The sequence below is a fragment of the Nonomuraea sp. NPDC049309 genome (assembly GCF_043196965.1).
Classification (GTDB): Bacteria; Actinomycetota; Actinomycetes; order Streptosporangiales; family Streptosporangiaceae; genus Nonomuraea; species Nonomuraea fastidiosa.
This window is the reverse complement of record NZ_JBICSH010000002.1, coordinates 1,228,545-1,249,544: the sequence shown is the minus strand read 5'-3', so window position 1 is coordinate 1,249,544 and position 21,000 is coordinate 1,228,545. Positions and strand designations below refer to the sequence as shown.

18 protein-coding genes are annotated in these 21,000 nt (G+C 71.6%); 10 read left to right on the top strand and 8 right to left on the bottom strand.

The window, feature by feature from the left end; all coding sequences use genetic code 11:
• Nucleotides 1–90 precede the first annotated feature (90 nt).
• Nucleotides 91–1,842 carry a 1-deoxy-D-xylulose-5-phosphate synthase gene (locus tag ACGFIM_RS19820; protein WP_393202172.1) on the bottom strand — a complete coding sequence of 584 codons (1,752 nt, stop codon included), beginning with the start codon at nucleotides 1,840–1,842 and terminating at the stop codon, nucleotides 91–93.
• Between the two features lie 94 nt (nucleotides 1,843–1,936).
• Between ACGFIM_RS19820 and ACGFIM_RS19815 the strand changes: the two genes are divergently transcribed.
• From ACGFIM_RS19815 to ACGFIM_RS19800, 4 genes are all read left to right on the top strand, one after another.
• Nucleotides 1,937–3,013, top strand: coding sequence for a polyprenyl synthetase family protein (locus ACGFIM_RS19815; protein ID WP_393202170.1), 1,077 nt, complete (start codon nucleotides 1,937–1,939; stop codon nucleotides 3,011–3,013).
• A gap of 11 nt (nucleotides 3,014–3,024) precedes the next feature.
• Nucleotides 3,025–3,966 (top strand): 4-hydroxy-3-methylbut-2-enyl diphosphate reductase, encoded by a 942-nt coding sequence (locus tag ACGFIM_RS19810; protein WP_393202168.1) that lies wholly within the window; start codon nucleotides 3,025–3,027, stop codon nucleotides 3,964–3,966.
• Between the two features lie 29 nt (nucleotides 3,967–3,995).
• A complete protein-coding gene (locus tag ACGFIM_RS19805) occupies nucleotides 3,996–5,420 on the top strand; it encodes a family 2B encapsulin nanocompartment shell protein (protein ID WP_393202166.1) in 1,425 nt (474 codons plus the stop codon).
• A gap of 82 nt (nucleotides 5,421–5,502) precedes the next feature.
• Nucleotides 5,503–7,695, top strand: a complete 2,193-nt coding sequence (locus tag ACGFIM_RS19800) for a germacradienol/geosmin synthase (protein ID WP_393202164.1) — start codon at nucleotides 5,503–5,505, stop codon at nucleotides 7,693–7,695.
• Here the strand turns inward: ACGFIM_RS19800 and ACGFIM_RS19795 are convergent.
• Nucleotides 7,661–8,035: an STAS domain-containing protein gene (locus ACGFIM_RS19795; RefSeq protein ID WP_393202162.1), complete on the bottom strand. Its 375-nt coding sequence runs from the start codon at nucleotides 8,033–8,035 to the stop codon at nucleotides 7,661–7,663. The two genes, ACGFIM_RS19800 and ACGFIM_RS19795, sit on opposite strands and share 35 nt — an antisense overlap.
• A 686-nt stretch (nucleotides 8,036–8,721) precedes the next feature.
• On the opposite strand from ACGFIM_RS19795, the gene ACGFIM_RS19790 reads away from it, so the two are divergent.
• Nucleotides 8,722–9,249 (top strand): C40 family peptidase, encoded by a 528-nt coding sequence (locus tag ACGFIM_RS19790; RefSeq protein WP_393202160.1) that lies wholly within the window; start codon nucleotides 8,722–8,724, stop codon nucleotides 9,247–9,249.
• A gap of 489 nt (nucleotides 9,250–9,738) precedes the next feature.
• On the opposite strand, the gene ACGFIM_RS19785 is transcribed toward ACGFIM_RS19790, so the two are convergent.
• A complete protein-coding gene (locus ACGFIM_RS19785; protein ID WP_393202158.1) occupies nucleotides 9,739–10,041 on the bottom strand; it encodes a hypothetical protein in 303 nt (100 codons plus the stop codon).
• Nucleotides 10,042–10,055: 14 nt separating this feature from the next.
• Here ACGFIM_RS19785 and ACGFIM_RS19780 point away from each other — a divergent pair, with 14 nt between their 5' ends.
• Nucleotides 10,056–10,208 (top strand): hypothetical protein, encoded by a 153-nt coding sequence (locus ACGFIM_RS19780; protein ID WP_393202156.1) that lies wholly within the window; start codon nucleotides 10,056–10,058, stop codon nucleotides 10,206–10,208.
• 263 nt (nucleotides 10,209–10,471) lie between these two features.
• On the opposite strand, the gene ACGFIM_RS19775 is transcribed toward ACGFIM_RS19780, so the two are convergent.
• A complete protein-coding gene (locus ACGFIM_RS19775; protein ID WP_393202154.1) occupies nucleotides 10,472–10,774 on the bottom strand; it encodes a hypothetical protein in 303 nt (100 codons plus the stop codon).
• 309 nt (nucleotides 10,775–11,083) lie between these two features.
• The gene (locus ACGFIM_RS19770) at nucleotides 11,084–11,386 is read right to left on the bottom strand and encodes a hypothetical protein (protein ID WP_393202152.1); all 303 of its coding nucleotides are present in this window, start codon (nucleotides 11,384–11,386) and stop codon (nucleotides 11,084–11,086) included.
• Between the two features lie 447 nt (nucleotides 11,387–11,833).
• Between ACGFIM_RS19770 and ACGFIM_RS19765 the strand changes: the two genes are divergently transcribed.
• Complete coding sequence (locus tag ACGFIM_RS19765) at nucleotides 11,834–13,195, top strand: NERD domain-containing protein (RefSeq protein ID WP_393202150.1); 1,362 nt, start codon at nucleotides 11,834–11,836, stop codon at nucleotides 13,193–13,195.
• A 93-nt stretch (nucleotides 13,196–13,288) separates the two neighbouring features.
• Here ACGFIM_RS19765 and ACGFIM_RS19760 read toward each other — a convergent pair whose 3' ends face one another.
• Nucleotides 13,289–15,949, bottom strand: coding sequence for a BTAD domain-containing putative transcriptional regulator (locus ACGFIM_RS19760; RefSeq protein WP_393202148.1), 2,661 nt, complete (start codon nucleotides 15,947–15,949; stop codon nucleotides 13,289–13,291).
• Nucleotides 15,950–16,061: 112 nt separating this feature from the next.
• On the opposite strand from ACGFIM_RS19760, the gene ACGFIM_RS19755 reads away from it, so the two are divergent.
• Nucleotides 16,062–16,976: a M23 family metallopeptidase gene (locus tag ACGFIM_RS19755; RefSeq protein WP_393202146.1), complete on the top strand. Its 915-nt coding sequence runs from the start codon at nucleotides 16,062–16,064 to the stop codon at nucleotides 16,974–16,976.
• Between the two features lie 53 nt (nucleotides 16,977–17,029).
• On the opposite strand, the gene ACGFIM_RS19750 is transcribed toward ACGFIM_RS19755, so the two are convergent.
• Nucleotides 17,030–17,833 (bottom strand): FKBP-type peptidyl-prolyl cis-trans isomerase, encoded by an 804-nt coding sequence (locus tag ACGFIM_RS19750; protein WP_393202144.1) that lies wholly within the window; start codon nucleotides 17,831–17,833, stop codon nucleotides 17,030–17,032.
• A 96-nt stretch (nucleotides 17,834–17,929) separates the two neighbouring features.
• On the opposite strand from ACGFIM_RS19750, the gene ACGFIM_RS19745 reads away from it, so the two are divergent.
• Nucleotides 17,930–18,973 (top strand): DUF2293 domain-containing protein, encoded by a 1,044-nt coding sequence (locus tag ACGFIM_RS19745; protein ID WP_393202142.1) that lies wholly within the window; start codon nucleotides 17,930–17,932, stop codon nucleotides 18,971–18,973.
• Nucleotides 18,974–18,981: 8 nt separating this feature from the next.
• Nucleotides 18,982–19,353: an MmcQ/YjbR family DNA-binding protein gene (locus ACGFIM_RS19740; RefSeq protein WP_393202140.1), complete on the top strand. Its 372-nt coding sequence runs from the start codon at nucleotides 18,982–18,984 to the stop codon at nucleotides 19,351–19,353.
• Nucleotides 19,354–19,771: 418 nt separating this feature from the next.
• On the opposite strand, the gene kynU is transcribed toward ACGFIM_RS19740, so the two are convergent.
• Nucleotides 19,772–20,965, bottom strand: a complete 1,194-nt coding sequence (kynU, locus tag ACGFIM_RS19735; protein WP_393202138.1) for a kynureninase — start codon at nucleotides 20,963–20,965, stop codon at nucleotides 19,772–19,774.
• Between the last annotated feature and the right edge of the window lie 35 nt (nucleotides 20,966–21,000).

The following is a 21,000-nucleotide window of genomic DNA, read 5'->3' as shown; positions in this document are numbered from 1 at the left end:
CTCGTCTCCTCGAAGCCGGGGGCACAAAGGCCGCATACCCCCACATAGAACGCCAAACAGCGGCGCGCGCCGGGCGGCCGCCGACCCGCGTCAGGCCCGGCCGAGGGCGCGCAGGGCGTCGCCGGCGGCGCGTGCGATGCCCTCACCGGTCAGCCCGGCCTCGGCCAGCAGCTCCGAGCGCCCGCCCTGGCCGATGAACGCGCACGGCAGCCCGAGGTTGAGCACGCCCTGGCCGGGCCCGCACGCCTGGCGCACCAGCGCGCCGACCCCCGAGGAGGCGACGCCGTCCTCGACGGTCACCACCAGCCGGCTACCGCCGAGCGCCCTGCGCAGTCCATCGGAGACCGGCATGACCCACCGCGGATCGACCACGCTCGCGCCGACGCCCGACTCCGCGAGCAGCGCCGCCGCGCTCAGGCACGGCCCGGCCATCGGGCCCACGGCCACCAGCAGCACGTCTTTCCCGCCGGAGACCAGCACGTCCACCTCGCCGACGCTGCCGACCGGCGGGATCTCCACACCGGCGGTCGCCTTGGGGAAGCGCAGCGCGGTGGGCCCCTCGCAGGCGACCGCCTCCTCCAGCAGCTCGCCCAGGCGTACGGTGTCGCGCGGCGCGGCCACCCGCAGCCCGGGGACGACCGCGAGCGTCGCGAGGTCCCACATGCCGTGGTGGCCCGGCCCGTCGGGCCCGGTGATCCCGGCCCTGTCGAGCACGATCGTCACCGGAAGCCGGTGCCGCGCGACGTCCATCAGCACCTGGTCGACCGCCCGGCCGAGGAACGCCGCGTGGATCGCGACCACCGGATGCAGCCCGCTCATCGCCATGCCGGCCGCCGAGGCCATGGCGTGCTGCTCGGCGACGCCGACATCGAACATGCGCCCGGGAAAGCGCCGCCCGAACGCCGCGAGCCCGGTCGGCCCCGGCATGGCCGCGGTGACCGCGACCAGGTCGCGGCGGCGCTCGCCCAGCGCGCACAGAAATTCGGAGAACGCGTGCGTCCACGTGCCGCCCACCGGTGACAGCGGCCGTCCCGTCGCCGGGTCGGAGACGGGGATGGCGTGCAGGTGCTGGTCGAGGTCCTGCACGGCGGGGCCGTAGCCGCGCCCCTTGCGGGTGACGCAGTGGACGACGACGGGACCGCGCAGCTCGCGGGCCGTGCGCAGCGCCTGCTCCAGTGCGGCGATGTCGTGGCCGTCGACGGGGCCGAGATAGCGCAGCCCGAGGCTTTCGAACACCGAGACGCCCGGCTCGGTACGCAGCCGGGTCAGGTGCTCGGCGCAGCCGCCCACGGTGGGCGCGTAGGAGCGGCCGTTGTCGTTGAGCACGACGACGACCGGCAGGCCCGGGTCGGCGCCGAGGTTGTTGAGCGCCTCCCAGGCCACGCCACCGGTGAGCGCGCCGTCGCCGACCACCGCGACCACCGACCTGCCGCCCTCGCCGGCCAGCCTGCGCGCCTTGGCCATGCCGTCGGCGTAGGCGAGCGCGGTGGAGGAGTGAGAGCCGTCGACGTGGTCGTGCGGCGACTCGGCCCTGCTCGGGTAGCCGCTCAGCCCGCCGCGCACGCGCAGCTCGTCGAAGGCGTCGCGGCGCCCGGTGAGGATCTTGTGGACGTACGCCTGATGGCCGGTGTCGAAGAGGATGACGTCGTCAGGCGAGTCGAAGACCCGGTGCAGCGCGATCGTCAGCTCGACGACGCCGAGATTGGAGCCCAGGTGGCCGCCCCTCGCGCTCACCTTCTCGATGAGGAAGTCACGGATCTCGCGGGCCAGCGACGGCAGCAGCCCTGTGGGCATGGCCCGCAGGTCATCGGGGGTGGACACCTGGGGCAGCAGCGTCGCCATGACACCCCCTGGCCGTGTGACTGCGGTGGCAAAAGAAAACTCAGGCAACAAAAGATACTTTACACACTGCGTATCGGGTGAGTAACTAGGGGTAGTGACGGACGACAGAAGGGCCGCGCGCATGCCGGTGAGCTTCCCGCAGCACTCCCTCGGTTCCCGCATCGACAAACGGCTCGGCGAGTTCCTCGACGCCTGGGGCGACCCGGTCTCCGATCCCTCCGTCGAGGCGGCGTACGGGCTGCTCGCGGACTTCATCCTCGGCGGCGGCAAGCGGGTGCGGCCGCAGCTGTGCTACTGGGGCTGGCGCGGCGCGGGCGGCGACGACTGCGAGGAGATCATCACCGCGGCCGCCGCTCTCGAGCTGTGCCACGCGGGCCTGCTGATCCACGACGACATCATGGACGGCAGCGAGCTGCGCCGCGGGCAGGCCACCGTGCACCGCAGCCTGTCGGCCCTGCACAAAGGGCCGGGTGCGGAGGCGTTCGGCAGGGCCGGGGGGATCCTGCTCGGCACGCTGAGCCTGGCCTGGTCCGACACCCTGCTGTCGTCCTGCGGCATCGAGCCGGCCCGGCTGCGCGCCGCGCACCACCTGTTCGACGCCATGCGCACCGAGGTCATCAGCGGCCAGTACCTCGACGTGCTCGCCCAGCTCCGCGCGGGCGCGACCGAGGCGCAGGCGCTGACCGTGATCCGCTACAAGAGCGCGAAGTACACCGTCGAGCGGCCGCTGCAGATAGGCGGCGCGCTGGCCGGCGCCCCGCCCGACCTGCTCGACTCCTACTCCAGGTTCGGGGTGCCGCTCGGCGAGGCGTTCCAGCTTCGCGACGACGTGCTCGGCACGTTCGGCTCGGCCGACGAGACCGGCAAGTCGGCGCTCGACGACCTGCGCGAGGGCAAGCAGACCGTGATGTACGCCCACGCCGTGCAGCACGCCTCCCCCGCCCAGCTCGCCCACCTGCGGACCTGGCACGGCAACCCCGAGCTGACCGAGGAGCGCGCCGAGGAGGTGCGCCGCATCCTCATCGACACCGGCGCGCTGGCCAGGGTCGAGAGCATGATCGAAGACCGCGTCCGCCAGGCCGTGGCGGCGCTGAACGAGGCGCAGATCAAGCCCGAGGCGGCCGGCGTGCTCGCCGAGATGGCCGACCAGCTCGCACACCGCAGCAAGTGAGGGGATCCCCCATGGGACGGGTGCTGCTCGCGGCCCCGCGCGGCTACTGCGCGGGCGTCGAACGCGCGATCGTCACCGTCGAGGAGGCGCTGCGGCGCTTCGGCCCGCCGGTCTACGTGCGCAAGCAGATCGTGCACAACACGTTCGTGGTGGACGACCTGACCCGGCGGGGCGTGGTGTTCGTGGAGGAGCTGGACGAGGTGCCCGACGGCGCGCTCGTCGTGTTCTCCGCGCACGGCGTCTCCCCCGCGGTCAAGGAGGCGGCGGGCCTGCGCGGCCTGCGCACCGTCGACGCCACCTGCCCGCTCGTCACCAAGGTGCACAAGGAGGCGGCCAGGATGGCCGAGGCCGGGCACCAGATCGTGCTCATCGGCCACGCCGAGCACGAAGAGGTCGAGGGCACGGTCGGCGAGGCCCCGGAACGCATCCACGTCATGGACCCGGCCAGGCCGGAGGAGCTGACGCTCGACGGCTCCGCGCCGGTGAGCTGGATATCGCAGACCACGCTGGCCGTGGACGAGACGATGCGGGCGGTCGCCGGGCTGCGCGACCGCTTCCCCGGCCTGGTCGATCCGCCCAGCGACGACATCTGCTACGCCAGCCAGAACCGCCAGGAGGCGGTCGCCATGATCGCGCCCGAGTGCGAGCTGGTCATCGTGGTCGGCTCGGCCAACTCCTCCAACTCGCGGCGGCTGGTCGAGGTGGCGCTGAACGCGGGCGCGGACGCCGCCCACCTGATCGACCGGGCCGCCGACGCCGACGAGCGCTGGCTCGACGGCGTGCGCACGGTCGGCGTCAGCTCCGGCGCGTCCGTGCCCGAGCCGCTGGTCGCCGGATTACTCGACTGGCTCTCGGCCCGCGGGTTCGCCGACGTCGAGCCGGTGACCCTGACCGAGGAGACGCTCACGTTCTCCCTGCCGCTCGAACTCCGTTCATCCCGCAACCCCGGCTAGTCCGCACATAGAGATTGGTGGTGCACGAGATGACAGAAACGACCCACTCCACCGCGCCGAGCAACGGCAACGGCGTCAACGGCAACGGGCAGCTCAGCCTCAGTACCGACGCGGCGAAACAGCTCGCGACGACGACCAAGACGCCGCCGCAGATGCAGGAGATCACCACGCGCTGGCTGCTGCGGCTGCTGCCGTGGGTCCAGTGCTCCGGCGGCGTGTTCCGGGTGAACCGGCGGCTGACGTACACACTGGGCGATGGCCGCATCACCTTCAGCGCCACCGGCGCCGACGTGCGGGTGATCCCGGCCGAGCTGACGGAGCTGCCGATGTTGCGCGGCTTCGACGACATGGAGGTGCTGCAGGCGCTGGCCGACCGCTTCACCCAGCACGAGGTCGCACCCGACGAGGAGATCGTCGCCGAGGGCGGCGAGGTGGACCGGCTGGTGCTCATCGCCCACGGGCGGGTGGCGAAGGTCGGGCGCGGCGCGTACGGCGACGAGCAGAGCCTCGGCGTGCTGGCCGACGGCGACTACCTCGGCGAGCAGACGCTCGCCGAGGGCGGCAGGTACGACTTCAGCGCCCGCGCCAAGACCACCACCACCATCCTGACGCTCTCGAAGCAGGACTACGAGCAGATCGCCGAGCGCTCGCCCGCGCTGCGCGAGCACGTCGAACGCTGGCGCACCAGCGGCTCGCGCGCCCAGAACGACTACGGCGAGGCCGCGATCAAGCTGTCGGCGGGCCACGTCGGCGAGGCCGAGCTGCCCGGCACGTTCGTGGACTACGAGACAAGCCCCCGCGAGTACGAGCTGAGCGTCGCCCAGACCGTCCTGCGCGTGCACAGCCGCGTCTCCGACCTGTACAACCAGCCGATGAGCCAGCTCGATCAGCAGCTCCGCCTCACCATCGAGGCCCTGCGCGAACGCCAGGAGGACGAGCTGATCAACAACCGCGACTTCGGCCTGCTCCACAACGCCGACTTCAGCCAGCGCATCCGCACCCGCTCCGGCCCTCCCACCCCGGACGACCTCGACGACCTGCTGTCCACGGTGTGGAAGGAGCCCTCGTTCTTCCTCGCGCACCCGCAGGCCATCGCCGCGTTCGGCCGCGAGTGCAGCAAGCGCGGCGTCTACCCGCAGTCGACCGAGGTGAACGGCCACCGCGTGCCGGCCTGGCGGGGCATCCCGATCTTCCCGTGCAACAAGATCCCGATCAGCAACGCGCGGACCACGTCGTTCCTGCTGATGCGCACCGGCCAGGAGAACCAGGGCGTCGTCGGCCTGCACCAGACCGGCATCCCCGACGAGTACCAGCCGAGCCTGTCGGTGCGTTTCATGGGGATCAACGAGAAGGCCGTCATCTCGTACCTGGTCAGCGTCTACTACTCGGCCGCCGTCCTGGTGCCCGACGCGCTGGGCGTGCTGGAGGACGTCGAGCTCGGCCGCATCGGTTAGAACGTTCCACGGCCCCGTCCGCCGCCCCGGCGGGCGGGGCCGCTTGCCGCCCGGACCCCGTGATGACGCGAAGGAGTCGACCATGACGCAGCCGTTCGAACTGCCGGACTTCTACCTGCCGTATCCCGCCCGGCTCAACCGGCACCTGGACGAGGCGCGCGTGCACTCCGAACAGTGGGCGCGCGACATGGGCATGCTCGAAGGCTCGGGCGTCTGGGAGCAGGCCGACCTCGACGCCCACGACTATCCGCTGATGTGCGCCTACACCCACCCCGACTGCGACGCCACCGAGCTGAGCCTGATCACCGACTGGTACGTGTGGGTGTTCTTCTTCGACGACCACTTCCTCGAGTTCTTCAAGCGCACCGGCGACCTGGCGGGCGGCAAGGAGTACCTGGCGCGGCTGGCCCGATTCATGCCGATGGGTGCGGACCTGAGCGTGCCCGAGCCGCAGAACCCGGTGGAGGCGGGCCTGGCCGACCTGTGGCCGCGTACGGTGCCGAGCATGTCGCTCGCCTGGCGGGCCCGCTTCGCCGAGAGCACCCGCAACCTGCTGAACGAGTCGCTGTGGGAGCTGGCCAACATCAACAGGGGCCGGGTCGCCAACCCCGTCGAGTACATCGAGATGCGGCGCAAGGTCGGCGGCGCGCCCTGGTCGGCCGGGCTCGTGGAGCACGCGGTCGGCGCGGAGATCCCGGCGCGGATCGCGGAGAGCCGGCCGCTGCGGGTGCTCAAGGACGCCTTCTCCGACGCCGTGCACCTGCGCAACGACCTGTTCTCCTACCAGCGCGAGGTCACCGAGGAAGGCGAGCTGAGCAACGGGGTGCTGGTGCTGGAGCGGTTCCTCGGCTGCTCCACGCAGGAGGCCGCGAACGCGGTCAACGACCTGCTGACCTCGCGCCTGCAGCAGTTCGAGCACACCGCGCTCTTCGAGCTGGGGCCGCTGTTCATCGAGCACGGCATCGATCCGCTCAGCGCCGCCGGGGTCGCGGCGTACGTGAAGGGGCTGCAGGACTGGCAGGCCGGCGGGCACGAGTGGCACATGCGCTCGAGCCGCTACATGAACGAGCGGGCCGGGGCGGGCAAGCCGCTCGGCATGTCGTCGATGATCGACCTGCTGGGCGCCAAGCGGGTGCGCTCCTTCACGCACGTGCCGTACCGCCGGGTCGGGCCGTCGCGCATCCCCGACCTGTACGTGCCGTTCCCGCTGCGCCTGTCGCCCCACCTCGACCGGGCGCGGCGCAACCTCGTGACCTGGTGCCACGAGATGGGCATCCTGGAGCCGCCGTACGGGGTCGCCGGGCCCGCCGTCTGGGACGAGGCCAAGCTCGTCGACTACGACCTGCCGCTGTGCGCCGCCGGCATCCACCCCGACGCCACGCCCGAGGAGCTCGACCTGGCCTCGGCCTGGCTGGCGTGGGGGACGTACGGCGACGACTACTTCCCCGTCGTCTTCGGCCGCACCCGCAACCTGGCCGCCGCCAAGGTCGCGGTCGCACGGTTCGGGGCGTTCATGCCGCTCGACGGCACGCCCGCGCCGCCGCCGGCCAACGCGCTCGAGCGGTCGCTCGCCGACATCTGGGCGCGTACGGCGGGGCCGATGCCGCAGGAGGACAGGCGGAAGCTGCGGGAGGCCGTGGAGGCGATGGGCGAGAGCTGGCTGTGGGAGCTGGCCGGCGAGATCGCCCACCACATCCCCGACCCGGTCGACTACGTCGAGATGCGGCGCTCGACGTTCGGCTCGCAGCTCACGATGAGCCTCAGCCGGCTGCGGCACTCCAAGGTCATCCCCGAGGAGTTCTACGCGAGCGGGCCGATGGTCGCGCTGGTCGACGCCATGATGGACGCGGGCACGCTGATCAACGACGTGTTCTCGTACCAGAAGGAGATCGAGTTCGAGGGCGAGGTGCACAACGCGATCCTCGTCGTGCAGAACTTCTTCGACTGCGACTACCCGACCGCGCTGAACATCGTGGACGACCTGATGGCCGCGCGGGTGCGGCAGTTCGAGCACATCGTGGCCAACGAGCTGCCCATCGTCTGCGACGACTTCGGCCTGGACGAGGAGGCACGGCGCGACCTCGACGGCTTCCTCGGCGAGCTGCGCGACTGGCTGGCCGCGATACTCAACTGGCACCACAAGTGCCACCGCTACGACGAGCCCGCGCTGCTGCGGCACCACCAGGCACCGCGATCGCGCTTCCACGGGCCCACCGGGCTCGGCACGTCGGCCGCGGTGATCAGACCGCCGGGTGCCGTCCGCCCTGTGGCGTAGGGGCGTGGATCCTGGGCTGGTAGAACCAGCCCATCATCCGCAGCAGGCGGCGCTGGTAGGGCGTCACGTTGTAGAGGCGGATCCAGCGCTCCGACGGCGGCACCGTCGGCATCGCCAGCATGCGCAGGCCCGACACGTCGACGAAGGTCAGCTTTCCGGTGTCCACCACGATGTAGGTGCCCTGGCGGATGCTCTCCAGGGCACCGGCCACCGCGCGGCTGTTGGTCGCGTCGATCTCGCCGACCAGCGCGACCGCCGGTACGGGCGGCAGCCCCGTCGGCGCGGCCGTGGTGATGGTCAGCTGCCGGTCCTGGTACAGCAGCCGTTCCTGGACGCTCACGCTCCCCCGCACCCCCCAACACGCTCTCTCCTGGGGGTTGTCGCCGGTATGCACCTGTGGATCCCCCGCACGCGCTTTCCGGCGTTTAATCCGCAACCAGGCTACACCAAACATGCCGGGCATCGGATTTTTCGTCGGATTATGACCGTTTTATCGGATAAACCTGAAGTTGGCGGTCTCGCGGGGGCTGTCCGGTGTTGTGAGGTGCCGCGCCGGCGGGGCGTCCGGGCTTTACCGAGGATCTATGAAGCGGTTCTGAGGCATGGCGATCTGCCCTTTTTCAGGCGAAATTTCACCTTATTGGAGACGTAGCCTCATGGCGTTTTGTCGGCATAGAAGACGAGAAAAGCCACAGAGGAGACAACTGCGGGCAGGGCGGCCACCTCGGCCCCTGGCGCGGCTCGGATCGGGAGCGCGGATGTGCCATGGACCAGGAACGGAGACAACAAGAACGGCAGGGCCGGCCAGACCGACGCCCACGGCCGGAGCGACGGACACGGCCGGACGAGTGGATACCGCCTGAGCAGCGGCAACACCAGGGGCGCTCGGCGCGAGCGGAGCAGCGGACGCTACCGGGCCGATGGATGCGAACGCAGCAGCCGAAGCCAGCGGGCCGACGGACGCGAACGCTACAGGGCCGATGGGCGCGAACGCAGCAGCGGAAGCCGCCGGGCCGATGGATGCGCGTGCGGGCGGAGCGGCGGGGGCGGGCTGGGGCGGTGCTCATGCTGGTGGCGGCGGTGCTGGCGGCCTGCGTGCTCGCTCCTGCAAGCGCCGGTGCCCGGTCGGTGGCGGGCGGGATCGCGTTGCGGGCGGCGCTGGAGATGATCGGGACGCCGTACTCGTGGGGCGGCGGCGGGGTGAACGGCCCCGGCTACGGCATCGGGCACGGCGCCACCACCAAGGGTTTCGACTGCTCGGGCCTGACCGAGTACGCCTACGCGCGTGCGGGCGCCCTCATCGGCACCACCACGTACGAGCAGTGGCGCGCGGGCGTCAGGATCACACGTGACCTGCTGGAACCAGGCGACCTGGTCTTCTACGACAGCGACAAGAAGACGCCGGGACCCGAGCACGTGGCGCTGGCGGTGGACGATCAGCGCATCGTGCACGCGCCGCACACCGGCGCGTACGTGCGCATCGACCCGCTGGATCGCGCCGATCTGCTCGGCTTCGTCCGCGTGGAGGTCGGCCGCGGCGACCCCGGCCTCTGACCGGCCACGCCCTTCGGCCTCTGAACGGTCGCGGCCACCCGGCCTGTCACCGGCCACCGATACTCCGGCGACCACGTGTCCCGCGGTCTTTGACCCGCCGCAACCTGCGGAGAGCGGTCCGCCTCCTGGAGAGCCGGCCGTGCGCCCCTCAGGGGCCGGCCCGGCATGGCGGAGCACCCCGTTCAAAGGTGGCCGCTACCAAGCGGTGACCCTGCCGGCACCGGAAAGGGCGGCCAGAGAAGGCGGCCAGAGAAGGCGGCAGGAGAAGACGGCAGGAGAACGCAGAACGCCTCCGGGCGATCCTTGGGTGGGATCGCGCCGGAGGCGTACGGATCACCGAACGTTCGGTCCACCGGCAGGGCCGGACCGTGGCCTCGCGAGTCTCCACGGCCGGCCTTGCCGGGTCACCCAGGTCAGAAGAGGGCGGTTGGCCGTGCGGCCCGTCCGGTGCGGGGCCGCCGCGCCCTCCCCGCCTGCTCGCCCAGGGTCTTACCGGGCCTGCGAGCGGCCGTTGTCGATGTCGGTGTTGACGTTGCCGTCACCGACCTGCGGCTGGTTGTTGTTCAGCAGCGACACGTTGAGCTCGTCCACGATCTGGACGATGCCGATCTCGAGGTCGTTGGCCGAGTGGTTCAGCAGGTTGTTCAGGACGTCGTCGGCTATCTGCCACTGCGTCAGCAGGGCCTGACCCTTGTTGTGCGGGTTGGGGCCGACGTCGGCGGAAGCGGCGGACGCGGCGAAGCCGAAGGCGGCGGCCGCGACGGCGGCACCGGCCAGAATGCGACGGATCATTGTTGCTTTCCTCCATGAAGCGGCGCGGCAGGACCACGCCGGATTTTTTCGTTCAGGGCTGTGCGGCGCCGCTGACGGTGATCGTGGCGACATGGGAGATGCGACTCGTTATGGAGGTCAAGGAGCGCGCGATTTCTATGGTGCTGTTTCCCGGCCGGCCGCGTTGATTCCGGCCCTCCGCCGAGAACGCCTATTTCCAGTTCGGCATATTTTCCGGCCGATTTCCGGATGGCGGGGGCATCGGCGCCGGTCGTACGGTCCTGGGCGATTCACTTCGCCTGCCGCTGCGGCGCGGCGCTCCGGGAACCGCTCCGTGGCCTCACGAGTCTCCACGATCGGTTCGGTTCTCTGACGTACCGGGATGAGGCGGGAGGGGCGGCCGGCCGCGCGGTCGCGCGACCGGCGCGCCTGCCCTGCCTCGCGACCGGTCTTACCTGGCCTGCGCCTGGCCGTTCTTGATCTTCGTGTCCTTGTTGTGGCTGCCGACCTGCGGCTGGTTGTTGTTCAGCGCGCTCACGTTCACCTCGTCGAGCAGCGTGAGGATGTTGACCTCGAGGTCGTTGAGCGAGTGGTTGGCGACGTTGTTGAGGACGTCGTCCAGGATCTGGAACTGGCTGAGGACGGCCTGGCCCCCGTTGTACGGGTTGGGCCCGACGTCCGCGGACGCGCCGGCCGCGGAGAAACCAAGAGCAGCGGCCGCGACAGCGGCACCGGCCAGAATGCGACGGATCATGTTTGCTTTCCTCCATGGAACGGCCCGGAATTTCCGGCGCCATAGTCGTTCGTGCAGGGCTTCGAGGTGCCGCGAATAACAATCGCGGTAGGTGGCTGGGCCCGCAACCCGGAAAGACCTTATGGAGGTCAAGAAGACGCCTCGATTCTTTGACATCAGGTTTCGCCGGTCACGATGGTGGAAACCCGCGCCCGCATATCGGCGGGCACGCCCGATGTCTCGACGACGTCATTGCCCTCGCGGGCCTGCACCTTTTACTGTGCACCGGTCGGCGGGGGCGATGGGTCGTCGCCCGCGCGCCCGGCGGGGCTACTGGGCGCGCGAGCCGCCGTTGTCGATGCGGGTGTTGAAGTTCCGGTCATTCACCTGCGGCTGGTTGTTGTTCAGCAGCGAGACGTTGACCTCGTCGAGGGCGCTGAGGACGCGGAGCTCGAGGTTGTTCAGCGAGTGGTTCCCGACATTGTTGAGCAGATCGTCCACGACCTGGAACTGGCTGGCGAGGCTCGCCCCCCGGTTGTGCGCGTTGGGCCCGACGTCCGCGGATGCGGCGGACGCGGCGAAGCCGAAGGCCGCGGCCGCGACAGCGGCACCGGCCAGAATGCGACGGATCATGTTTTGTTTCCTCCATGGAACGGCGTGAATTTACGAACGCCGTGGTCGTTCGTTGCAGGGCTGCTAGGTGCCGCGAATAACCATCACGGGAACCCTCGAAAAGCGCAACTGGAAAATCTCTCGGCAAGGTCAAGGAGCCGCCTGGATTTTTTGAGTCGCTTTTCCGGCGCTGCGGAGGCGGTGCGCGATCGGCACTCCGCGGGATCCGCTATTGAACCGGTGCCGCCGCCGGGCCGCGCCGCGTATGGGGTGGAGGATCACCGGTCTTTGGACAACGATCGACCGCCGCTTGGCGCTGGTATCCGGCAGCAGGAAAACGCTTTTGAAAGGACCGCCGCGACCTCGTACGAGGATCTGGGGCACCGGGCATGACGTGCACGATTGCCGAAGGGAGCGGTTCGCCGCCCGGCGAAGATCCGGGCCCGATCCCGTGCGAGGATAGTGTTCATGGCAGAGATCGTCGGCGGGGGACGTCCGGTCAACGACGCCGAGCGGCGCGTGATCGCGTATCTGCGCGACCACGCGCCCGCCGACTGGCTGCTGCTGCACAACATCGAGGTCCCGCGCGGTCACGACGTGTTCGAGGTGGACCTGCTCGTCCTGACCGGCCACTCGCTGGTGGTGGTCGACGTCAAGGGCACCAGGGGCCGCATCGAGGTGTCGGGCACGCGCTGGTTCCCGCCGCGCAGGGAGGCGTTCGGCTCGCCGGTGACGAAGCTGCGGGGCACCGCCAAGGCGCTCAAGGGCCTGCTGGTCTCCCGCGCCACCCAGCTTGAGCGGGTCTACGTCGACAGCCTGGTCGTGCTCACCTCACCGGACGCCCAGCTGGTCGATCCCGCCGGGCGCGACGCGGTCAACGTCACCGACCTGCCCCACCTGGTGGCGACGCTGAGCGACGTGTCGCGGGTGCGGCGCGGCTGCAGTCCCGACATCCGGCCGTACATGACGGCCGTCCTCGACGCGCTCAACCAGACCGTGCGCCGCAGCACCGCGCCGCCCAGGTTCGGCAACTGGGAGGTGGAGGAGCAGCTCGGCGGCGACTCCAAGGTGACCGAATACCGGGCGTTCAACGCCACGCTGCCGGGCAGCGAGACCGTGCTGCTGCGCGTCTACCAGGCCGACCCGCTGGCCGACCAGGAGTCGCGGGCGGCCGAGCGGCAGCGCATCGCGAACGCGTACCAGACGCTGGCGCGCATCCCGCCGCATCCGTGCGTGGTGCGCTCGCGCGACTTCTTCGCGATCGACGACGAGAGCCGGTTCGTGCTGGTGCTCGACGACGTGCACGGCGAGGCGCTGCACCTGGCGATGGGCAAGGCCGCCCCGATGGGCGTCATCACCGACCTGCTGCGCGGCCTGGCGCACGCCCACCTCCACGGCGTGGTGCACCGGGCGCTCACGCCCGCGTCGGTGCTGGTGACCGACGACGGCCACGCGGTGCTGACCGGCTTCGACTACGCCAAGCCGGGCCCGCGCAACTACACGGTGGCCCACGAGCTGGGCAACGTGCTCGACGCCCACTATGTGGCGCCCGAGTGCCAGGAGCGGCCCGACCTCATGACCACCGCGTCCGACGTCTACGCGGCCGGCGCCATCGCCTACCAGCTGCTCACCGGCCAGCTCCCGACCAGCTCCGACGCGCAGGGGCCGGACGTGCCCGAGGTGGTGCGCATGATGCTCGACCACTCCCCGGCCAAGCGGCCCACGGCGGCACAGGCGCTCCAGGCGCTGCGCGACGCCCCGCCGCCGCCCGGCCGGCGGCACAAGTCGCGGCTCACCAGGTTCGTCCGCCGCATCGTCTCCCGGCCGTAAAGCGCGCAAGGCTCGTAGAGCGCAGGGCGCGTAGAGCGCAAGGCGCGTAGGGCGCATCGGGGTCGCCGCCGCGCGGCGTCCCGGCCGCGGGGCTCACAGGGTGGCGCGCAGGGCGTCGGCCTGCCTGAGGTAGTCGCGCGCCAGCCCGGTACGCCCCGCCGAGCGGTGCAGCTCGCCGAGGAGCTGCGTGCTCGACGCCTCCCCGCTGCGGTCGCCCAGCTCCTGGAAGATCTGCAGCGCGCGTTCGAGCCCGGAGGAGGCGCGGGCCAGGTCGCCGTTGGCCGCCTGCAGCCCGGCCAGGCTCTGCAGCGCGTACGCCCCACAGTGCCGGTCGCCCAGCGATTCGAAGATCTCCAGCGCGTGCCGGTGGAACGAGATGGCCCGGTGCAGGTGGCCCATCTGCACGCACACGCAGCCCTCCCTGTGGGAGTCGCCCAGCTCCTGGGCGAGCCGCATGGCCAGGCCCAGCGACTCGGACGCCTGCGCGAGGTCCCCCGACTTCAGGCACACCCGGCCGATGGCCTGGCGGGCGTACGCCTCGCCGGGCTTGTCCCCCGTCGCTTCGAAGATCGCGAGGGCCTGCCGGAAGTGGCCGAGGGCCTGCGCGTGCCGGCCGCGGAACTGGCTGACCGCGCCGAGGCCGCAGATCGAGGTGGCCTCGGCCCTGCGGTCCCCCATGTCGCGGAAGATCTGGCGGGAGCGGGTGAAGGCGTCGGCGGCCTCGTCGTAACGGTCCTGGTAGAGCGCCACCTGGGCGAGGCCCCTGAGCATGGCGGCCTCGCCGTAGCGGTCGCCGGCGGCGCGGGCGGCGGCCAGCGCGACGGTGTGCGTGCGCCGCCAGGTGCCGAGATGGCAGCGCAGATCCAGGTACGGCACCATCGCGGCGGCCAGCCCCCACGCCGACTCGGCGGGCCCGTTGCCCGCCGCCGTCTCCACGGCCGCGGCCAGCGTCTCGTGCTCGGCTTCGAACCACGTCACCGGGTCGGCGGTGAGCCGGTCGAGCACGGCGCCGGGCAGCCGCCAGCGCGGCGCCCCTGCGGCGGTGAGGCTGAACACCGTGGTCGGCAGGCGGGCCATGGCGTGCTCGGCGGTCGCGGTCCACGCGGCGAGCACCCGTCCCACGGCCGCCCGGTCGGCGGGCTGCCGCCTGGCGTGCTCGGCGATCAGGTCGGGCACCCGGTAGCGCGGCTGGCCGGTCTCGTCGGTGCCGACCGGGTCCAGCAGGTTGACCTCCACCAGCAGGTCGGTGACCTCGCCCGAGCCGTGGCGGCCGAGCGCGGCGTCGATCACCCAGCCGGGCTGTGCGGCGGGGCCGAGCAGACCGAGGGTGGCGAGCGTGCGGGCGGCCTCGCCGGGCAGGCGCGCGTACCCGCGGTCGAGGTCTTCGCGTACGTCGCGCAGCTCGGCCAGCCGGTCGTCCTCCAGGCGCTGCCGCAGCACCGACAGCGGCCAGCCGGGGCGGGCGGCCAGGCGGGCGCCCGCGTTCCTGACGGCGAGCGGCAGGTGGCCGCAGGCGGCGACGATGGCGAGCGCCGCCTCGCGTTCCCTGGCGACCCGGTCCGCGCCGGCGACCTTCGCGAGCAGCGCCAGCGCCTCCTCGGGCGCGAGCGGCCCGAGCTGGACGAACGCGGTCCCCGGCAGCTCGGTGATCCGGCGCCGGCTGGTGACGATGACGGCGCTGCCGTTGCCGGGCAGCAGCGGGCGCACCTGGGCGGCGTCGCGGGCGTCGTCGAGCAGCACCAGCATGGGACGCTCGGCCAGCAGCGAGCGCAGCAGCGCCGACCGCTCGGCCGGCGTCGGCGGCGGCGCGGCGACGCCCAGCGCCCGCAGCGCCTCGGCCAGCAGGTCGCCCGGCTCGCGGTCGCCGAGCTCCAGGTAGAGCTGCCCGGCCGGGTACGCCGCGCGCAATCTGTGCCCTGCGTGCACGGCCAGTGCCGACTTGCCGCAGCCGGGCGGCCCCGAGACGACCGCGACGGGATGCGGCCGGCTGAGTGCCGCCACCTCCTCGGCCCTGCCGGTGAAGTCGGGCAGGTCGGGCGGGAGCTGCCGGGGCACGACGGACGCGCTCTCGTCGGCGAGAATCAGCTCGTACGCGCTGCGCAGCTCGATCCCCGGCTCGACGCCCAGCTCGTCCACCAGCCGGGCGCGCACGGCGGCGTAGGCCCGCAGCGCCTCGGCCTTCCTGCCGCCGCGGTGCAGGGTGAGCAGCAGCCGCCCCCACAGGTCCTCCCGGTAGGGCTGCTCGGCCAGCAGGCCGCGCAGCTCCGAGACCGCGCCGTCGTGGTCGCCCGCCACGATGCGCCGCTCGATCAGCGCCTCGGCGGCACGCGCGCGCAGGTCGCGCAGCGCTTCGATGCGGCGGTCCCAGACGGGGCTGCCGGGCAGGTCGCATAACGGCGCGCCGCGCCATAAGGCGAGCGCGGCGTCGTACTCGCCCTGGTCGACCAGTTCCTCGAAGGCCAGCAGGTCCAGCTCGGACGCGGTCACGTCGATGGCGTAGCCGCCGCCGTCGGAACGCAGCACGTCGCCGAGGTCGGCGCGGAGCGAGCTTGCGTACGTGCGCAGGTTGGCCTGCGCCGAGCGCGGCGGCCGCTGCGCCCAGAGCACCTCGGCCAGCAGGTCGGCGGCCACCACCCGGCCCGGGTCGAGCAGCAGCGTGGCGAGCAGCAGCCGGGGCTTCCTGCCGGAGATCCGGACGGGTTGCCCGTCGCGGCGGACCTCCAGCGGGCCGAGCACGTGGAAGGTGACCGTCATCCGCATCAGCTCCCTTACAGAGGCTGACAGCCCGTTTGTATCGCTTTTGGACGTTTTCTGTGCGGCTCGTACGGACCCTGGGTCTCAGAGATCCCACGGAAAGGATCACCCCATGAAGCTCTACGGAGCAATGGCCGCGGCCCTGGTGCTGCTCGCCGCAGGCCTCGGCGCGGCGAGCCCGGCGGCGGCCGATCCCGTACCGGAATCGGAAGAGGCCCAGATCCTCGCGACGAACTTCCAGCTCCCCTTCCCCTGTGGCCAGACGTGGACGGGCAACTCCAGCGCGAGCAGCGCGCACCGCTCGTACGAGATCGACTTCAACCGGGGCAGCACCGCGGACGCCGACAAGGGCGACACCGTGGTCGCCGCTGCCGCCGGGACGGTGGTGATCTCGTCGCACCAAGGCTCGACCAACGGCTTCGGCAACCTGGTCAAGATCGACCACGGTGGCGGCTGGGCGACGTACTACGCGCACCTGGACACCCGTACGGTCAGCGTCGGGCAGTCCGTCTCCCAGGGCCAGAAGATCGGCACCGTCGGCAACACCAGCAAGCCGGGCAACAACATCTCGCCGCACCTCCACTACGAGGTACGGCTGGGCGACAACTATCCGTCCAACATCCAGCGGGCCGTCTTCAACGGAGTCACCTTCGGCTACCCCCAGCAGACCCTGACCTCGCAGAACAGCTGCGGCGGATCGACGAACCCGTACACGCCCGAGCAGGTGTGCGGCTCCGGGTTCAAGGTCATCGACTCGGCCAAGCTGGGCAGCGACGGCACGGTCTACCTGCTCTACAACTCCAGCAACGCCAACAACTGCGTGGTGACGCTGAAGGCGAAGAACATCGGTAAGGCCACCGCCGTCAGCGCCTACCTCGAAGTGCAGGGCAAGTCGCGCAAGACCGACTCGGGCAACTTCAGCTACTACGCCGGCCCGGTCAAGGCGGCCGCGCCCAGCACCTGCGTCAAGTGGGGCGGCAAGGCGGGCTCGTCCACGTACGACAGCCCGTGGGAGCACTGCGCGTGAGCTGATCCCAGATCCTCAACCGACCAGGCCGGGCGGCGCGAGGGCCGCCCGGCCTACGCGTGCGCGACGCTGTCGAGGATGTCGATCACGTACAGCCTGGGCCGCTCGCCCGGCGACGGCACCGCGATCCTCGTGCCGACCCGCCGCCCGGCCAGCGCGCCCACCCAGGAGGCCGGCACCGCGCCCGGCTCCAGCGTGAACGCGCTCGGCCCGCCGCGCCGGTAGGAGGAGTCCACCACCCGGCGCGACGGCCAGGACGCGGCCACGTACTGGACGACCACCTTCGAGCCCGCGGCGACCTCGCCGCCCGAGCCGTCGATGAGCACGCGGGGCGGGTCGGCGGGTGCGAGGTCGGCGGGCACGACCGGCAGCGTCCGCCCGACCAGGCGCGCGTCCGGCGGGTAGCCGCCGATGATGTCGAACACGAGCACCAGTGTGTCGTCGGGGTCGAGGCCGGCCGACGGCATGTCCGGGCCGAGCGCCTGACCGGCCGGGCTGATCAGCATGACCCGGCTGCCCGCCGGATGCCCGATGAGCGAGCGCCGCCAGGTCTCCGGCACCTTCCGGCCGTCGAAGACGACCGTCGTGGGCCGGTCGCCGTCGTACGTGCTCACGAAGGGCCGGTTGTCCGCCCAGCGCCGGATGTCCACATCGGCGAGCACCACGTCGCCCGGCACCGTCCGCCGCCCGCTGCCCGTGGACAGCACCGTGATGCGCGGCGTCCGCCCCGGCTTGCCTTTCGGGATGGTGATGACCGGCCTGCTGCCGAAACGTCCCGTGACGACGGGTTGCGTGCCCTCCTCCGCCAGGCCGCACGAGGTGGCGAGCAGGAGCAGGGCAGGCCAGAACAGACGCAACGTTCTCTCCTCCATGGCCCAGGTCCGAAGGAGTTACTTGCCGCGGGCGGTGCAAGGAAAGCTTCGCGCCGCGCCATCTCACGACAAACTTGGAGGGTGTCCAAGCCCAACCTCTCCCGCAGGGTCGCGCAGGCCGCCGAGATCGCGCTGGCCACCCGCAAGTACGTGACGTTCATCGACGTGGTGACAGGGCTGCGCTGGCTGCACACGCGGCACGTGGACCTCTGGCGGCAGGGCCGCGCCGGCACGCTCGCGGAGCTGGCCGCCGTGGACGAGGACCGCCTGCTCGTCACGGCGGGGCTGCTGCGCGAGTGGGCGCAGGCCAAGGGGCTGCGGCCGATGGAGACCCCGTACGTCGCGGGCACCCGCGACCGCCGCGAGCTGCGCTTCGTCAAGGGCGGCGACCAGGCGCCGTTCCGGGTGCACTGGCTGTCGCCCGACCTGAGCGAGGCCCGGGTGCGGCGGCTCACCGAGGCGCAGAGCAAGGCGCCCGACCTGATCGTGGTGGCCCCGCTCGAGCCGTTCACCTGCGCATCCTGCGGCGACACCGGCCCCTACCTGATCATGGAGGACGACGAGCCCCACTGCCTGACCTGCGCGGACCTCGACCACCTGGTGTTCCTGCCGTCCGGCAACGCGGCGCTCAGCCGCCGGGCCAAGCAGGAGAGCGGCCTGTCGGCGGTCGTCGTGCAGTACAACCGGCGGCGCAAGGTCTACCAGCGCAAGGGCCTGCTGGTGGAGGAGGCCGCGCTGGCCGCCGCCGAGGAGCGCTGCCTGGCCGACGAGGAGGTGCGCCTGCGCCGCCGCGAGCGCGACCGCATCCGCAGGGCCGAGCAGGACGTCGAGTTCCAGGCGAAGATGGCGGCCGAGATCGCCAGGCTCTTCCCCGGCTGCCCCGAGCCGCGCGCCCGCGAGATCGCCGAGCACGCGGGCAAGCGCGGCAGCGGCAGGGTGGGCAGGTCGGCCGCCGCGAAGGCGCTCGACGAGAACGCGATCACGCTCGCGGTGATCGCCTCCATCCGGCATCTCGACACCGACTACGACCGGCTGCTGATGGCGGGCGTGCCGCGCATGGAGGCCCGCGACCGAGTCAGAGACGTTATCGAACGCAAGCTCGAAGAATTCCGCCGGCCGGGTTAGGGTGAGGCATGAGCGACTGGCATGATGTGCGGGAAGAGCTGCTGGCGTTCGCGCTCGGGCTGCCCGAGGCGCACGAAGATCACCCCTGGGGCGAGACCGTCGTCAAGGTCAACAAGAAGGTCTTCGTCTTCCTCGGCATCGACGAACCCACCGACAAGTGGCAGCCGGCGTTCACCGTCAAGCTGCTCTCCGAGGCCCGCGGCCACGCGCTGACCGTCCCCGGCGCGAAGCCGAGCAGCCACGGGCTGGGCAAGGCCGGCTGGGTGACGGTGCCGCTCATGGCGGAGCTGCCCGAGACCGAGGTGCTGCTCGACTGGGTGGAGGAGAGCTACCGCGCGGTCGCACCCAAACGCGCCATCAAAGCCCTCGACGCACTCTGACCCGCCACGCTCCCGCCCGTCCTTCGACGCGCCCTGCCCCGGCCACACCCGCCGCACTCCGCCCCGGCCACGCTCCCGCCGCACGTCGGCACGCTCTGACCGGTGACGCCTCTGCCCGTCCTTCGACACGCTCTGCCCCGGCCACACGCCCGCCCACCCCTCGACGCGCTGATCCGGCCACACCTCCCACCCGCCCTTCGCACCTTCACGCCCCGTACGCGCGCCGCCGCACGGCCGGTCGGCGGCCGGACGGACGACCGGGCGACGGGGCGGACGGCCGGGAGGCGGGGCGGACGACCGGGAGGCGGGGCGGACGGCCGGGAGGCGGAAGGCCAGGCGGACGGTCAAACCGCCGGGCCAGGCGGTCAGAAGGCCCGGAGCCGGCCAGGCGGCCGGGATGCCGGGAGGCGGCGGGGTGTCAGGTGACGGCGAGGCGGACGGTGTACTTCTCGTCCCGCCACAGCTCCTTGTCCAGCACCTCGAGCAGGGTCGCGGCGGCGTCGTAGACGTCGGTGTAGCCGAGGTAGAGCGGGGCGAAGCCGAACCTGAGCGTGTCGGGCGCGCGGAAGTCGCCGTGCACACCGCGGTCGATCAGCGCCCGCATGACCGGGTAGCCGTCGGGGTGGCGCAGGCTGATCTGGCTGCCCCGCGCGTCCGGGTCGGCGGGCGACAGCAGCTCGAGCCGATCGCCGACGAGCTCGGCGAAGAGCGAGGTGAGCGCCTTGCTCTTGGCCCTGACCTGCGCCATGGGCACGCGTTCGAACAGGTCGAGCGCCGCGTCCAGGGCGGCGAGCGACAGCACGTGCGGGGTGCTGATCACGAACCTGCGCATGCCGTCGGCGGGCCGGAAATCGGTCTCGAACGCGAACGGCGCGGCGTGCCCGTGCCAGCCGGTCAGCACGTTCTCGGCCGTGCCGTGGTGGCGCGGGTTGACGTAGAGGAAGGCGGGCGCGCCGGGCCCTGCACTCAGATACTTGTACGTGCATCCGACCGCGAAGTCCGCGTCGGAGACGTCCACCTCCATGGCGCCCACGCTGTGGCACAGGTCCCACACGATGAGGGCGCCGGCGGCGTGCGCGGCGGTGGTCACCTCGGCCATGTCCCTGCGGGCCCCGGTCCGGTAGTCCACCTCCGACAGCAGCACCACGGCCGCGCCGTCGAAGCTCCCCTCGGCGAGGTCGCGGATCTCGTAGCCGCCGACGAGCCCGGCCAGGCCCTGCACCATGTAGTGGTCGGTGGGGAAGTTCTGGGCGTCGGAGACGATCACCTTGCGGCCGGGCCGCAGCCGCAGCGCGGCCGCCACCGCCTGGAAGATCGCGATCGAGGTGGTGTTGCCCACCACGACCTGGCCGGGTCCGGCGCCGATGAGCGGGGCCAGGCGGTCACCGAGGGTGAGCGGCAGGTCGTACCATCCGGCGTGGTTCCAGCCGCCGACGAGCAGGCCACCCCATTCGTCCTCGACCGCGCGCCGCATGCGCTCCGCCGTACGCTTCGGCGGCGCGCCGAGCGAGTTGCCGACGAGGTAGATCACGCCTTCTGGGAGGACGAACTCGTCCTTGAACGCCCGTAGCGGGTCCTGGGCGTCGAGGGCGAGGCACTGGTCCCGATCCAAGGGATTCGCTCCTGTTCATGGCGGAATGGGGCTAC

What these genes read in the sequence shown, in the direction of transcription:
- ACGFIM_RS19780 (WP_393202156.1), top strand. Translation starts at nt 10,056, where the DNA reads ATGAAGCGGCGCGGCAGGACCACGCCGGATTTTTTCGTTCAGGGCTGT.
- ACGFIM_RS19740 (WP_393202140.1), top strand. Translation starts at nt 18,982, where the DNA reads ATGAGCGACTGGCATGATGTGCGGGAAGAGCTGCTGGCGTTCGCGCTC.
- ACGFIM_RS19810 (WP_393202168.1), top strand. Translation starts at nt 3,025, where the DNA reads ATGGGACGGGTGCTGCTCGCGGCCCCGCGCGGCTACTGCGCGGGCGTC.
- ACGFIM_RS19800 (WP_393202164.1), top strand. Translation starts at nt 5,503, where the DNA reads ATGACGCAGCCGTTCGAACTGCCGGACTTCTACCTGCCGTATCCCGCC.
- ACGFIM_RS19760 (WP_393202148.1), bottom strand. Translation starts at nt 15,949, where the DNA reads ATGACGGTCACCTTCCACGTGCTCGGCCCGCTGGAGGTCCGCCGCGAC.
- ACGFIM_RS19770 (WP_393202152.1), bottom strand. Translation starts at nt 11,386, where the DNA reads ATGATCCGTCGCATTCTGGCCGGTGCCGCTGTCGCGGCCGCGGCCTTC.
- ACGFIM_RS19820 (WP_393202172.1), bottom strand. Translation starts at nt 1,842, where the DNA reads ATGGCGACGCTGCTGCCCCAGGTGTCCACCCCCGATGACCTGCGGGCC.
- ACGFIM_RS19805 (WP_393202166.1), top strand. Translation starts at nt 3,996, where the DNA reads ATGACAGAAACGACCCACTCCACCGCGCCGAGCAACGGCAACGGCGTC.
- ACGFIM_RS19755 (WP_393202146.1), top strand. Translation starts at nt 16,062, where the DNA reads ATGAAGCTCTACGGAGCAATGGCCGCGGCCCTGGTGCTGCTCGCCGCA.
- ACGFIM_RS19775 (WP_393202154.1), bottom strand. Translation starts at nt 10,774, where the DNA reads ATGATCCGTCGCATTCTGGCCGGTGCCGCTGTCGCGGCCGCTGCTCTT.
- ACGFIM_RS19765 (WP_393202150.1), top strand. Translation starts at nt 11,834, where the DNA reads ATGGCAGAGATCGTCGGCGGGGGACGTCCGGTCAACGACGCCGAGCGG.
- ACGFIM_RS19785 (WP_393202158.1), bottom strand. Translation starts at nt 10,041, where the DNA reads ATGATCCGTCGCATTCTGGCCGGTGCCGCCGTCGCGGCCGCCGCCTTC.